At 55.8% G+C, this 13687-nt stretch carries 12 protein-coding genes; 10 read left to right on the forward strand and 2 right to left on the reverse strand.

Annotated elements, in window-relative coordinates; translation table 11 throughout:
• Positions 1-52: 52 nt before the first annotated feature.
• Entirely contained in the window at positions 53-2062 is a 2010-nt protein-coding gene (tkt, locus tag FHW71_RS04650; protein ID WP_154190448.1) for a transketolase, read from the forward strand.
• 146 nt (positions 2063-2208) lie between these two features.
• Entirely contained in the window at positions 2209-3378 is a 1170-nt protein-coding gene (gene ampH, locus FHW71_RS04655; RefSeq protein WP_179449948.1) for a D-alanyl-D-alanine-carboxypeptidase/endopeptidase AmpH, read from the forward strand.
• A 40-nt stretch (positions 3379-3418) separates the two neighbouring features.
• Here the strand turns inward: ampH and FHW71_RS04660 are convergent, their stop codons facing one another.
• Positions 3419-4492, reverse strand: a complete 1074-nt coding sequence (locus tag FHW71_RS04660; RefSeq protein ID WP_179449946.1) for a DUF1176 domain-containing protein — start codon at positions 4490-4492, stop codon at positions 3419-3421.
• Positions 4493-4981: 489 nt separating this feature from the next.
• Between FHW71_RS04660 and FHW71_RS04665 the strand changes: the two genes are divergently transcribed.
• The 8 genes from FHW71_RS04665 to FHW71_RS04700 are packed head-to-tail and all read left to right on the forward strand — an operon-like array spanning position 4982 to position 12908.
• Positions 4982-5812, forward strand: a complete 831-nt coding sequence (locus tag FHW71_RS04665; RefSeq protein ID WP_179449944.1) for a DeoR/GlpR family DNA-binding transcription regulator — start codon at positions 4982-4984, stop codon at positions 5810-5812.
• 12 nt (positions 5813-5824) lie between these two features.
• On the forward strand, positions 5825-6808 hold the full coding sequence (locus tag FHW71_RS04670) for a substrate-binding domain-containing protein (RefSeq protein WP_061717926.1): 984 nt from the start codon (positions 5825-5827) through the stop codon (positions 6806-6808).
• Positions 6809-6810: 2 nt separating this feature from the next.
• Positions 6811-8316, forward strand: a complete 1506-nt coding sequence (locus FHW71_RS04675) for a sugar ABC transporter ATP-binding protein (RefSeq protein ID WP_179450856.1) — start codon at positions 6811-6813, stop codon at positions 8314-8316.
• The gene (locus FHW71_RS04680) at positions 8309-9298 is read left to right on the forward strand and encodes an ABC transporter permease (protein ID WP_154155726.1); all 990 of its coding nucleotides are present in this window, start codon (positions 8309-8311) and stop codon (positions 9296-9298) included. Before FHW71_RS04675 ends, FHW71_RS04680 begins: the two co-directional genes overlap by 8 nt.
• Before the next feature lie 16 nt (positions 9299-9314).
• On the forward strand, positions 9315-10364 hold the full coding sequence (locus FHW71_RS04685; protein WP_179449942.1) for an ABC transporter permease: 1050 nt from the start codon (positions 9315-9317) through the stop codon (positions 10362-10364).
• A complete protein-coding gene (gene alsE, locus FHW71_RS04690; protein WP_061717928.1) occupies positions 10364-11056 on the forward strand; it encodes a D-allulose 6-phosphate 3-epimerase in 693 nt (230 codons plus the stop codon). Before FHW71_RS04685 ends, alsE begins: the two co-directional genes overlap by 1 nt.
• Positions 11053-11946: an allose kinase gene (alsK, locus tag FHW71_RS04695; protein WP_179449940.1), complete on the forward strand. Its 894-nt coding sequence runs from the start codon at positions 11053-11055 to the stop codon at positions 11944-11946. Before alsE ends, alsK begins: the two co-directional genes overlap by 4 nt.
• Positions 11946-12908 carry a ribokinase gene (locus tag FHW71_RS04700; protein ID WP_061717930.1) on the forward strand — a complete coding sequence of 321 codons (963 nt, stop codon included), beginning with the start codon at positions 11946-11948 and terminating at the stop codon, positions 12906-12908. Before alsK ends, FHW71_RS04700 begins: the two co-directional genes overlap by 1 nt.
• 83 nt (positions 12909-12991) lie before the next feature.
• Here the strand turns inward: FHW71_RS04700 and nudK are convergent, their stop codons facing one another.
• A complete protein-coding gene (gene nudK, locus FHW71_RS04705; RefSeq protein WP_061717931.1) occupies positions 12992-13570 on the reverse strand; it encodes a GDP-mannose pyrophosphatase NudK in 579 nt (192 codons plus the stop codon).
• Between the last annotated feature and the right edge of the window lie 117 nt (positions 13571-13687).

Here is a 13687-nt window from a genome sequence, read left to right on the forward strand (position 1 = left end):
GGCGGATGGGCATTGGCTCATCCGCTATCGCCAAATCACAAGGGAGAACCTTATGTCTTCACGCAGAGAGTTGGCTAACGCGATTCGTGCACTCAGCATGGATGCGGTACAAAAAGCAAATTCCGGACACCCCGGCATGCCGATGGGCATGGCAGATATCGCCGAAGTTTTATGGCGCGATTTCCTCCACCATAATCCCAATAATCCGGCATGGATTGATCGCGACCGCTTTATTCTTTCCAACGGTCACGGTTCGATGCTGCAATACAGTTTGCTGCATCTCACCGGTTACGATTTGCCGATGGAAGAGCTGAAAAACTTCCGCCAGTTGCATTCCAAAACGCCAGGTCACCCGGAACTCGGTTACACGCCAGGCATCGAAACCACCACCGGTCCGCTCGGCCAGGGTTTAGCCAATGCCGTAGGCATGGCGATTGCCGAGCGCACGCTGGCGGCGCAGTTTAACCAACCCGATCACGATATCGTTGACCATTACACCTACGTGTTTATGGGCGATGGCTGTTTGATGGAAGGCATCTCGCATGAAGTGAGCTCGCTGGCCGGTACGCTCGGTCTTGGCAAGCTGATTGGTTTCTACGACCACAACGGCATCTCCATTGATGGTGAAACCGAGGGCTGGTTCACCGACGATACCCATAAACGCTTCGAAGCCTATAACTGGCATGTGATCGGCAGCGCAGAAGGTATTGATGGCCACGATCCAGAAGCCATTGCGGCGGCGATCAAGGAAGCGCAAAGCGTCACCGATAAGCCATCGTTGATCATCTGCCGCACGGTGATTGGTTTCGGTTCGCCGAATAAAGCCGGTAAAGAAGAGTCGCACGGCGCAGCGCTGGGCGAAGAGGAAGTGGCGCTGACGCGACAGAAACTCGGCTGGAAATACCCGGCATTTGAAATCCCTAAAGAGATTTATCAGCAGTGGGATGCTAAAGAAGCCGGTAGCCAGCGTGAAAAATCCTGGGATGAGAAATTTGCCGCCTACAAAGCTGCCCATCCGCAGCTGGCAGAGGAATTCAGCCGCCGCGTGAGTGGCGAAATGCCGGTAAATTGGGAAACGGAAACCCAGAAATTTATTGAGCAGTTGCAGGCTAATCCGCAAAAAATTGCCAGCCGTAAAGCCTCACAAAATACGCTGGAAGTGTATGGCAAGCTGCTGCCGGAATTCCTCGGTGGTTCGGCGGATTTAGCACCAAGCAACCTCACTATTTGGTCGGGTTCGAAATCGATCAAAGATGACCTCGCCGGTAACTACATTCACTATGGCGTACGTGAGTTTGGTATGACGGCGATTGGCAACGGCATCGCCACGCACGGCGGATTCGTGCCGTACACCGCCACCTTTCTGATGTTCGTCGAGTATGCGCGTAACGCGGTGCGCATGGCGGCACTGATGAAGGCGCGTCAGGTGCTGGTGTATACGCATGACTCCATCGGCCTTGGTGAAGATGGCCCGACGCACCAGCCGGTTGAGCAAATCGCCGGCTTGCGCGTTACGCCAAACCTCAGCCTGTGGCGTCCATGCGATCAGGTGGAAACCGCCGTGGCATGGAAAGCCGCAGTTGAGCGCCATCACGGGCCAACCGCGCTGATTCTGTCGCGTCAGAATCTGTTGCAGCCGGATCGCAGCAAAGAGCAGGTGGCGAATATCGCGCGCGGTGGTTACGTGCTGAAAGATAGCGCGGGCACACCGGAAGCGATCATTATCGCCACTGGTTCAGAGATTGAAATCGCGCTGGGCGCGGCGGAAAAACTCACCGCCAACGGCCACAAAATTCGCGTAGTGTCGCTGCCGAGTACCGACGTATTTGATAAGCAGGATGCCGCTTATCGCGAATCGGTGCTGCCATCCGGCGTGAAAGCGCGCGTGGCAGTCGAAGCCGGTATCGCTGATTACTGGTACAAGTATGTCGGGCTGGACGGCGCGATTGTCGGTATGACCACCTTTGGTGAGTCAGCTCCCGCTGGCAAACTGTTCCCGGAATTCGGTTTCACCGTCGAGAACATCGTTAGCCATACCGAAGCATTACTCAAGCCGCACTAATCGATCTGGCCCTGCGTCTTTTTGGCGTAAGGGCCATTTTTTGATCACAGCCTGATACAGAAAAAAATCCGCCCTGCCCTCTTCACGCCTCGCTCAAACTGATTACTATAAGCTTTCCTCCGATTCCTATAGCGGACGCTTTCCCGTTGAAAAAACGTACTCCTTTTTTACTGGCCTTAATGGTTTCAGTGCTTCCATTAAAAAGCATGGCGCAGTCATCGCCCGATCCACTGTTGGCATCGCAAATTGTTGATCGCTACGCCGAGCACATTTTCTATGGCAGCGGCGCAACCGGCATGGCGCTGGTGGCGATTGATGGCAATCAGCGGGTTTTCGCCAGCTTTGGTGATACGCGCCCCGGCAACAACGTGCGTCCGCAGCCCGATTCGGTGATTCGTATTGCCTCACTCAGCAAGCTGATGACCAGCGAAGTGATGGTGAAGATGGCCGAACGCGGCCAGCTGCGTCTTGACGATCCGCTAAGCAAATACGCGCAGCCTGGCGCGCGCGTGCCGAGCTATAACGGCCAGCCAATTCGCCTGATTAACCTCTCCACGCATACCAGCGGCCTGCCGCGCGAGCAGCCCGGCGGTAAACCGCATCGTCCGGTGTTTGTCTGGCCGACCAAGTCCGATCGCTGGCAATGGCTGAGCGGCGCCGCATTAAAAGCCGCGCCGGGCACCAATGCCGCCTATTCCAATCTTGGCTTTGATCTGCTGAGCGATGCACTCGCCAAAGCGGCGGGCATGCCGTATCCGGCGCTGTTTCAGCAGTTGATAACGCGTCCGTTGGGCATGAAAGACACCACTTTCACGCCGTCACCGGATCAGTGTCAGCGTCTGATGATTGCGGAGAAAGGCGCCAGTCCGTGCAACAACACGCTGGCGGCTATCGGCAGCGGCGGCGTTTACTCAACGCCAGACGATATGGGCCGCTGGATGCAGCAGTTCCTCAACTCGGCGGTGAATCACCGCACACCGCAAATTGATCGCCTGCAAACGCTGATTTATCGTCGTGACCAGCTAACCAAAGTGGAAGGCATGGATGTGCCGGGCCGAGCCGATGCGCTGGGCATGGGTTGGGTTTATATGGGGCCGAAGGAAGGTCGTCCGGGGATTATTCAGAAAACTGGCGGCGGCGGCGGTTTTATTACCTATATGGCGATGGTGCCGCAGCACAACGTTGGTGTATTTGTGGTGGTGACGCGCTCGCCGTTAACGCGTTTCACCCCGATGAGCGATGGCGTGAATAATATGCTGACCGAGCTGGTTGGGAATCAGTCGGGTTCACCAATGACGGTTCAAGCGATTCGTTAATCATATGGGGGAAGGTCGCCATTAATGGCGACCCTACTGATTAACGCGACTGCACCGGATTTTGCGATTCAGTGACCCAGAGTGTTGGCCAGTCTTCACTGCTGTGCCACGCATCGCAGGTCTTCTCTTCCGCATACTCTGCCAGTACAAATTCGTTGCCGTCATACTGCCAGCGCGTCGCCACGCCGCAATCACCCAATCCCCGTCCTTTACTGAAGGTGTAAAGCAATCCATGGCTGGCATCGAACTCCGCATTCACCAACTCCAGCTGATTATCGCTGCGTGATGCTGGGGTAAACGGCAGCGTTAAGCTCAAGCCACGCGACACATAAGGCGCATCACGCGTCACTTCAAATGCCAGATCGATAACGTTATAAGCACCGGTTTCACAGCTGATCAGCAGCAGCGCTTTGCTGTCGGTCAGCGGCGACACGCTCACTTCACGTCGCAGCGGATCGAGCGAGCAGTTATCGGTATTTACCCGCCAGGTACCAAAATCAATCAAACCGCTGGTCTCTTCCTGCGTCAGCGGTGGCGGCGACGGTAACGGCGCAGGTAACGCCGGCAACGCGGGCTGCGGCGGCACATCCCACTGCACGCGGTCGCCACGTTTTACCCAGGCGCTGGCACCGTTAACGCGGCCCTGCACATCATCCATCAACAATAACGCTGCCTTCATGCCGCTGAGCGGAATGGTGGCGTTGGCTTTGTAGGTCAATTGCAGATTTTGCGCATCCAGCGTCTGCGCCAGGAACTCGTCGATGGCGATAGCATTGCTGGTCGCCAGATGGTGCGGCTCCACCGTCCAGTGTTTGAGATCCGGCGTCAAACGGCGTTGATCGAGCAGCAAATTATCCTTTAGCGGGCCGCCCGGCAGCTCACCGCTGTAGCCGCTGCCGTAATCAATGCGCAACAAGGGGCGATCGTTGACGCCAGCATGACGTGAAATCGTCATCACTAAGCCATTGTCACCGGGAAAACTGCGTGCCACGCAAAAAGCCGCATTGTTGCAGGTCAGTTGCCAGTCAGAAAATGACTTTTGCAGTGGCTGAGCCTGTACGCATGCGACAAAAAGAAAGGGCAATAAAAGCAGTAACTTCATCCAATACGACATCAAAAAAATCGGTCCCCAAATTCCTGGAAAGAAAATAATAGCGCAACGGGAACGCTGTCAGCAGGCCTAAACTGTGAGCCGGCCCTAAAAGCGGGGTCAACCGCTGAAAAAGACATCACCTTGTGGCAATCGGGTATTGGATAACGCAATGGCTCATCATCCGTTTTGACCGATTCCTGCTCAATCGGATTCGTCGCACTCTTGTTGACGCATCACAAAACGGTCAAATACACACAAACGGTCATAAACAGTCATGCTAGGTTAAATCCATGTTGCGGCTATGCAACGCGCGTAGAACGCGGATTTCGCGACATCAGGCGCATTTATGTGAAGTGCATCACGTAATTTTGATAACCAGACATCTCATTTACATTAAAGACAGATCCAGATCACTCTAATCAGCTAAGGCGTTTTGGTGACTGTGGACTCGTGCGCAGCCCACACTTTCTAAATGCGCAATCCAGTAATTTATAACCATCGGAGGTTAGTATGTTGCCGATTGAAAGACAGCAGCGAATTATTGACGAATTAAATTTAAATGGTCGGGTCATTGTCGCTGAATTAGTCACGTTATGTCAGGTTTCACAAGAAACCATTCGGCGTGATTTAACTCAGCTGGAGAAACGTGGTCTGTTACAACGCAGTCACGGTGGTGCGGTACCAGCAAAACGACAGGCCGCTAACATTCAGGGGAATACAAGAGGCGTTAACGAGTGTGAATTATCTTTCCGCCAGAGAATAAATGAACACGTTGATGCCAAGATGGCTATTGCCAAACGCGCACTCGATTTCATTAGCCCCGGCGATTGTATATTACTCGATAGCAGCACCACTTGCTGGTATTTAGCGCGACAGCTCCCGGATATTGAATTAACGGTATTAACCAATTCCATCAGGATTGTGCAAACCCTTGCGGCACGCGGCAGCATCCGCACTATCTGTCTGGGGGGAGAATATTCTGACCGTTATGAAGATTTCCACGGCGTAGTCGCCGAGCAACCGCTCAGGGAATTTCAGATTAATAAGATCTTTTTTTCCTGTAGCAGTTTAGGCAATGACGGTTATTTACGTGAAGGTAACGAAAACAACGCACATTTAAAACAGCAAATGTTATTAGCAGCGGAAAGAAAACATCTGTTGCTGGACGGAAGTAAATTCCTGCGGCCCTCATTCGCGCGTATTTGTCATTATCGCGATGTGGACTTTCTTATTACTGACCAATTAAAAGACAAAGAGCTGGAACAAGAATTAGCGTGGAACGGCGTCAATATTATTGATTGCTCCCAGCGCAGCCATTCTATGCAGCTAATAAAAAATTAAATCGGAGTCTTTATGAAAAAACATCTTATCGCCTGTTCTCTGCTCGCCCTGTTTGCCGCCTCCGGCGCGCACGCTGCTGACAAATTACGCATGGGCATCGTGGTGAAAATTGGCGGTATTCCGTGGTTCAACGCCATGGAAGCGGGCATCAAGAGTGAAGCGGCGAAACGCGGCATTGACGCGTGGATGGTGGGCCCAACGGCGGCCGATCCGGCTCTGCAGGTACGCGCTATCGAAGATTTGATCGCCCAGAAGGTCGACATCATTGGCGTGGTGCCGAATGACCCGAAAGTGCTGGAGCCGGTGCTGAAGCGCGCCCGTGATGCCGGCATTGAAGTCATCACTCACGAATCGCCGGATCAGAAAGGCGCCAACTGGGACTTCGAACTGGTGGATGCGCCGACGCACGGCATTAACCATATGAAAGCGCTGGCAAAATGCATGCATGAAGAGGGCAAATACGCCATGTACGTCGGCAGCCTGACCGTGCCATTGCATCAGCAGTGGACCGATGCCGCGCTAAATTACCAGAAAGAACACTATCCGAAGATGCAGATGGTCACCGACAAGTTTGGCGTCGGCGAATCACTGGATGACTCGATTCGTACTACCAATGAGCTGATGTCCAAGTACCCGGATTTGAAAGGGATTATGGCCTTTGGTTCACAAGGTCCTATTGGCGCCGGTCGTGCGGTGATGAACCGTAACAAGATGGATCAGGTTTGCGTGATTGGAGCCTTCAGTCCTGGTCAGGGCGCGTCACTGGTGCAGCGCGGCGCGATCAAAGGCGGCTACATCTGGAATCCGCAGACCGCAGGCGAAGTGTTCGTGCGCATCGCCGACATGATGCAGAAGAAAGAGCCAATCACCGACGGAATGACCATCGAGGGTTTGGGCAAAGTGAAAGTTGACGAGGCGACCCACACCATCCTCGGCAATAACACCGAAAGCCTGGACAAAGAGAACCTGCCAAAACTGGTGAAAATGGGGCTGTAATGATGAAAGAGGTGATCCCACAGACGCTGATTGCGCTCGACAACCTGTCGAAAACATTTGGTGGCAACCGCGCACTGAGCGATATCTCGCTGACCTTACTGGCTGGCGAAGTGCACTGTCTCGCTGGCACCAACGGCTGTGGCAAGAGCACCTTAATCAAAGTCATTTCCGGGGTGCATGCACCGGATAGCGGCAGCCGCATCACGCTGGGCGAAGGCCCAAGCTTCCCGCGTCTGACCACACGTCAGGCGCGTGACTTCGGCATCCAGGTGATCTATCAGGATCTGTCGCTGTTCCCTAATCTCAGCGTGGCGGAAAACATCGCCTTCGAGCACAACTTAAGTAGCCTGCTCGGCTGGCACCGCAAAGCCAAACTGCGTGAATCGGCGCAGCGCATCATTGATGAGCTGAAGTTTGACCTCAACCTCGATGAGAAAGTGGCATCGCTGTCGATTGCCGCCCGCCAGCAGGTGGCGATTTGCCGTGCGCTGGTCGCCGATGCGCGGCTGGTGATCATGGATGAACCCACGGCTTCATTGACGCGCACCGAGGTGAATCAGCTGCTGCGCACCGTGCGTTACCTGAAAGACAAAAACATCTGCGTGGTGTTTGTCAGCCATCGCCTGGATGAAGTGCTGGAGATCTCGGATCGCGTGACGGTGATCCGCGACGGCCGCAAAATGGGCTGCTGGCCCGCCAAAGAGATGACGCCGCACCATCTGACCGAACTGATGACCGGCCTGAAGCTCGACTACCAGTTAAAAACGCCGACGCGCAATGACGACCGCCTGATCCTCGAAGTCGAAAAACTGACGCGCGCCGGACAATATCACGACGTTAATTTCAAACTCTATCAGGGCGAAGTGCTGGGCCTGTGCGGCCTGCTGGGATCTGGCCGTACCGAACTGGCACTGTCGCTGTTTGGCATGACCAAACCGGACAGCGGCAAGATCTGGCTCGACAGCAAACCGGTGCGCTTTCGTGGACACGAGGACGCGATCAAAGCCGGTATCGGCTACGTCTCCGAAGATCGCTTAACGCTGGGTTTGGTGCAGCAGCAATCGGTGGCCGACAATATGGTGCTGCCGATCCTCGACAAGCTGCAAAACCGTTTCCACCTGATTGACGAATACCGCAAGAACAAGCTGATCCTGCAGTGGATTCAGCAGCTTGGCGTGCGCGTTGCCGATCCCAATCTGGCGATCTCAACGCTCTCCGGCGGCAACCAGCAGAAAATCGTGCTGGCGAAATGGGTGCTGACCCAGCCGCGCATCCTGATCCTCGATTCGCCCACCGTTGGCGTGGATGTCGGCGCTAAAGCCAGCATCTATCAGCTGATTCATCTGCTGGCGAAGGAAGGTTTGTCGATCATCCTGATTTCCGACGAAATGCCTGAGGTTTGGTACAACTGCGACCGCATCCTGCACTTCCGTGATGGCACCGTTCATGCCGAATACCAACCCGATACCGTTGAGCAACAGCAGCTGGCGGAGGTGATCAATGCCTGATTTTTCTCGTTTACGTCCGAGCTCCAGCCAGGGCTGGCTTGCCTGGGTTTTGCTGGCGTTCATCGTGTTTTTCTCTGCCGCCAGCGACCAGTTCCTGACGGTGCAAAACCTGCTGGATCTGGCTGAAAGCTACGCCGTGACCGGCATCTTTGCCCTCGGCCTGTTTGTGGTGCTGGTGACCGGCGGCATCGATATCTCCTTTGCTGCGGTGGCGTCGGTGGTGCAATACCTGATCGCCTCGCTGTTTGTGCAGTTCCAGTTTGATAACGCCCTGCTCAGCATTCTGCTGGCGGTGGTGTGCGGCACGCTGTTTGGCGTGATCAACGCCCTGCTGATTACCTCGCTGCGCGTGGTGTCGATCATCATCACCATCAGCATGCAGTCGCTGCTGTTTGGCCTGCTGATGTGGGTGACCGGCGGCAAAAGCCTCTATTCGCTGCCGGATTGGTGGATCACGCTGCGCAGCGTGCTGCCATTCACCTGGCAAGGCAACAGCTTCCAGATTGGATTGCCGCTGGTGACCATGCTGGTAATTGCCGGACTCACCGCGCTGCTGCTGAACAAAACCAATCTCGGTCGCCAGCTGTATGCGGTGGGCGGTGATGCGGAATCAGCGCGCCGCATCGGTATTCGCGTCGGTCTGATTCACATCTTCGCTTACGGCTGGCTCGGCGCGATGGCGGCGATTGGCGGCTTAGTGCAGGTCTATCGCATGGGTGAAGTGGTGCCGAATGCGCTGGTTGGCGGCGAGCTGGATGTGCTGGCGGCCACAGTGCTGGGCGGTGCCAGCCTGATGGGCGGCAAAGGCACGGTGAGCGGCACCTTAATGGGCGTGTTCCTCATCGCCATCCTGAAGAACGGCCTCAACCTGATTGGCGTCTCCAACTACTTCATGAACATCGTGGTGGGCGGCGTGATCATGGTGGCCATCGCCGTGACTCACTACAAAAAACGTAAAGAAACTGATGTCAGTTTCGTCTAACGGAAGGCGCATTCACATGAAATCACTCTCTGCTCTGCGTCCGGACGGCACCAATATCGGCCTGATGCTGTTAATTGCGCTGGCGCTGGCGACCTTCACCATCATGCTGCCGGGCCGCTTTCTCACTGATTCGACCTTTATGAGCATGGCGTTCCAGTTGCCTGAGCTCGGTCTGCTGACGCTGGCGATGTTTATCGCCATTCTCAGCGGCGGACTGAATCTGGCGATCATCGCCACCGCCAACCTGACAGCGCTGTTTATCGCCTGGACGCTGATGCGCGCCCTGCCCGCCGATGCGGGAACCGGTATGCAACTGCTGTGGCTGTTCATCGCCATCATCGGCGCGATGCTGATTGCGGCGCTGATTGGCGTGATTACCGGCGTGATGGTAACGCGCATCGGGGCACACCCGATTCTGGTGACGCTGGCGACCATGATGACGCTCAACGGCATCGGCATCTGGCTGACCAAAGGTGCAGCGGTCAGCGGTATGCCGTCGGTGGTGCAGGCGCTCGGTTCTAACACGTTGCTTGGCGTTCCGCTGCCGCTGTGGGTGTTCCTGATTGCTGCCGCGCTGCTGGCGCTGTTCCTCGGCAAAACCCGCGCCGGTAAATGCATCTACATGGGCGGCAGCAACATCAACGCCACCTGGTTTAGCGGCATCAATACCCATCGCATGGTGATTCTGGTGTACGTCATCTCCAGCCTGCTGTGCGTGTTGGCCGGATTGATCATGATGGCGCGCTTCAACTCGGCGCGTATGGGTTACGGCGATGCGTATCTGCTGCTGACGGTGCTGGCGATCATCCTTGGTGGCACCGATCCCAACGGCGGCTTTGGTCGCGTGACTGGCGTGGTGCTGGCGCTGATCGCGCTGCAAGTGCTATCCACCGGCTTCAACCTGATGAACATCAGCCAGCACGTCAGCCTGGCAATGTGGGGCGCGGTGCTGATTGTGGTGCTGGCCTTCAAACAATTTAAAACCCGCTTTAACGAACATCGTGCCGTCAAACTCAGCAAGCTGGCTGCGGCGCTTAACCCTTTGACCGAAAAAAAGGAAGTATGATGCGTATTCAAGTCTCCCCGTCGTTGATGTGTATGAATCTGATGGAGATCAAGCACCAGCTCGCCGTGCTGGACTCCCGCGCCGACTTCCTGCATATCGACATTATGGATGGTCACTACGTGAAAAATATCACGCTGTCGCCGTTCTTTATTGAGCAGATTCGCCCGTTTACCAAAGTGGCGCTGGATGTGCATTTGATGGTCGAGCAGCCCACCGATTTCATTGAAGTGATTGCCAAAGCGGGTGCGGATTACATCTGCCCGCACGCCGAAACCATCAACCGCGATGCGTTCCGCGTGATCAATATGATCCGCAGCTTCGGCAAGAAAGTTGGCGTGGTGCTCAACCCCGCGACGCCGGTCTCCTTTATCCATCACTACATTCATCTGGTGGATAAGATCACCGTGATGACGGTGGATCCGGGCTACGCCGGGCAACCGTTTATTCCGGAAATGGTGCAGAAGGTACAGGAGCTGAAAGCGCTGAAGCAGGCCAACGGCTATCAATACCTGATTGAGATCGACGGTTCCTGCAACACCCGCACCTATAACACGCTGGTTGGCGCAGGCGCAGAAGTGCTGATTGTTGGCACCTCCGGTTTGTTCAATATTCACGACGATCTGGAAACCGCCTGGAATATGATGCGCGAAAGCATCGATGAGGCTCAGGGATTGGCGCAGGTATCCGCATGAAAAAATGCTGGCTCGGTATCGACATTGGCGGCACCGGCACACGTCTGCAGCTGATGGAAGCAGGCCGCGTTTGGTCGAGCTTCCGTAAAGTGCCGACGGCCAGCTGGGCGCAGCAACCTGATGCGCTGAGCGCGTTGGGCGAGTTAATCAGTGAAACGCTGGAGCAGCAGCCGGTGAGCGGCGTGATGCTCGGATTACCCGGCATTCTCAGTCGCGACCGCCAGCAGGTGATTTCGCTGCCGTTTATCCAGGCGCTGGATCAACAACCGGTTGCCGCGCTGCTCACCGAACGTCTTGGCGTGCCGGTAGCGATGGATAAAGATGTTAACCATCTGATGCTGTGGGATTTACTGCAGCTGGAGCAGCTGCCGGACAGCGCGGTGGGTTTGTATCCCGGCACCGGCATGGGCAACAGTTTGTGGATCAACGGTCAGTTTTATCATGGTCAGCACGGCGGCGCAGGTGAGCTCGGCCATGTGCCGATTACTGGCAACGATCTGCCCTGCCCGTGCGGCAATCGTGGCTGTGCGGAAACCGTCACTTCCGGCCACTGGCTAAGCCGCTGGGCGAGCGCCAACGTGCCGAAAACCAATATGTCGGTGCTGTTTACCCAGCATCGCGAGCATCCGGAGCTACAGGCTTTTGTGCAGCGCCTGGCGCAGTTGATTGCCACCGAGATGAACATCCTCGATCCGGAATACCTGATTCTGGGCGGCGGCGTGCTGGCGATGGCGGACTTCCCGCTGGCGCAATTACGCAGCCAGATTCAGCAGCATCTTCGTCCACCCGCCACGCGCGACGGTTTGAAGATCGTGTTTAGCCAATCCACCGATCACACCGGTTGTCGCGGTGCCTGTTTAGCCGCCGAACGTCTGTTCAGGAGTGCATGATGAAAGGAAAAGTGTGTGTGTTTGGCTCGTTCAACCTCGACGTGGTCGCGGTGATGAACCGTTTTCCGATGCCGGGCGAATCGCTCACCGCCCATACCAGCATGATGGGACCGGGCGGCAAAGGTGCCAACCAGGCCACGGCCGCGCTGCGTGCCGGGGCGCGCGTGCACTATATCGGAAAGATTGGTAATGATGACTTCGGCATGTTTGCGCGTCGTCATCTGGAAAAGACCGGTTTCGATGCCATCACCTTGTTTACCTGCAAGGAGAAACCAACCGGCAACGCGCTGATTTACGTTGCTGGTGACGATGCCGAGAACATGATTTCGGTCTATCCCGGCGCGAACACCACGGTAACTGCCGCCGAAGTGACGCGCTGCCAACCCACCGTTGCCGCCGCCGATATTCTGCTGGTGCAGCTGGAGAATAATCTCAGCGCGATACAGCGCATGATCGACAACGCGCGCGCTGGCGGCACCTTTGTGATTATGAATCCCGCGCCGTGGCAGAAAGTCACTGATGCGCTGCTGGCGAAAGTGGACTTGTTGACGCCGAACAGCACCGAAGCGATGCAGTTGACCGGCGTGAAGGTCACCGACTTCGCCAGCGCGCAGCAAGCGGCAGAAAAGCTGCACCGCAAAGGCGCGCGTCAGGTGATTATTACCTTGGGGGTTTCCGGCGCGTTGCTTTCAGTAGCCGGGCAGCCGCCGCTGCGTATTCCGCTGTTCCCGGCTCAGCCGCTGGATACCACCGGCGCGGGCGATGCGTTTAACGGCGCACTGGCGGCGCGGCTGGCTTCTGGCGATGAACTGCCGCAGGCGGCGCTGTTTGCTTCGGCTTATGCTTCGCTGTGCGTGGAGCGATCTGGTGCGGCACATTCGATGCCCTCTTACGCCGAAGCGCTGGCGCGTTTGCAGGCGTATCCCGAGTGCGTGCCGGAAGCGTTGGGTGAGTTGGTATAATCCTGTGCGGTAATGGACAAGGTCGGCATGAATGCCGCCCCTACGGGTGTTGTAGGGTCGCCATTTATGGCGACCTGGCCAAATTACGGCTTTAACCAACCGGCAATCTGCGCATGCTGCAACAGCATAATGGCTTTACCGTCACGAATGCGGCCATCTTTTACCATCGCCAGCGCTTCCGGGAAACTCAGCTCCAGTACGGTAATCTCTTCATCCTCAACACCACCGCCATTGTTGGCGCGCTGCGCATCGCTGTATTGCGCGGCGAAGAAGTGGATCAATTCGGTCACGCCGCCCGGCGACATATAGACTTCGTAGAGTTTCTCCACCTTGCCCACCTGATAACCGGTCTCTTCAATCGCTTCTTTGCGAATGCACTCTTCCGGCGAGTCGTCATCCAGCAGCCCCGCGCAGGTCTCAATCAGCTCGCCGCTTTCGTTGCCATTCACATAGGTGGCAATGCGGAACTGACGCACCAGCAGAACGCTATTTTTTTCAGTGTTGTACAGCAGGATGGTGGCGCCGTTACCGCGATCGTAAACTTCGCGCTTGTGACGCACGACTTCGCCGTTGTTGCGGGTGAGTTCGTAGGTGAAGTTGCGCAGCACAAACCAGTTTTCTGACAGCAACTTGTCTTTGATGATGTTGATCTTTAACGACATAACCGCTCCACTGCTAAATTGAGGGAGCCTGAGATAATAGGCCGAAGCGGCGGGGAAAACTATCTGAATTGTGAGCGAGGTCGCCATAAATGGCGACCCTACGGGTGAAACACGCTC

The sequence above is a fragment of the Enterobacter sp. Sphag1F genome (genome assembly GCF_014193275.1).
Lineage (GTDB): Bacteria > Pseudomonadota > Gammaproteobacteria > Enterobacterales > Enterobacteriaceae > Pantoea > Pantoea symbiotica.

Coding starts and splice junctions, on each gene's coding strand:
- tkt (WP_154190448.1), top strand. CDS start 53: ATGTCTTCACGCAGAGAGTTGGCTAACGCGATTCGTGCACTCAGCATG.
- FHW71_RS04660 (WP_179449946.1), bottom strand. CDS start 4,492: ATGTCGTATTGGATGAAGTTACTGCTTTTATTGCCCTTTCTTTTTGTC.
- FHW71_RS04665 (WP_179449944.1), top strand. CDS start 4,982: ATGTTGCCGATTGAAAGACAGCAGCGAATTATTGACGAATTAAATTTA.
- FHW71_RS04670 (WP_061717926.1), top strand. CDS start 5,825: ATGAAAAAACATCTTATCGCCTGTTCTCTGCTCGCCCTGTTTGCCGCC.
- FHW71_RS04675 (WP_179450856.1), top strand. CDS start 6,811: ATGAAAGAGGTGATCCCACAGACGCTGATTGCGCTCGACAACCTGTCG.
- FHW71_RS04680 (WP_154155726.1), top strand. CDS start 8,309: ATGCCTGATTTTTCTCGTTTACGTCCGAGCTCCAGCCAGGGCTGGCTT.
- FHW71_RS04685 (WP_179449942.1), top strand. CDS start 9,315: ATGAAATCACTCTCTGCTCTGCGTCCGGACGGCACCAATATCGGCCTG.
- alsE (WP_061717928.1), top strand. CDS start 10,364: ATGCGTATTCAAGTCTCCCCGTCGTTGATGTGTATGAATCTGATGGAG.
- alsK (WP_179449940.1), top strand. CDS start 11,053: ATGAAAAAATGCTGGCTCGGTATCGACATTGGCGGCACCGGCACACGT.
- FHW71_RS04700 (WP_061717930.1), top strand. CDS start 11,946: ATGAAAGGAAAAGTGTGTGTGTTTGGCTCGTTCAACCTCGACGTGGTC.
- nudK (WP_061717931.1), bottom strand. CDS start 13,570: ATGTCGTTAAAGATCAACATCATCAAAGACAAGTTGCTGTCAGAAAAC.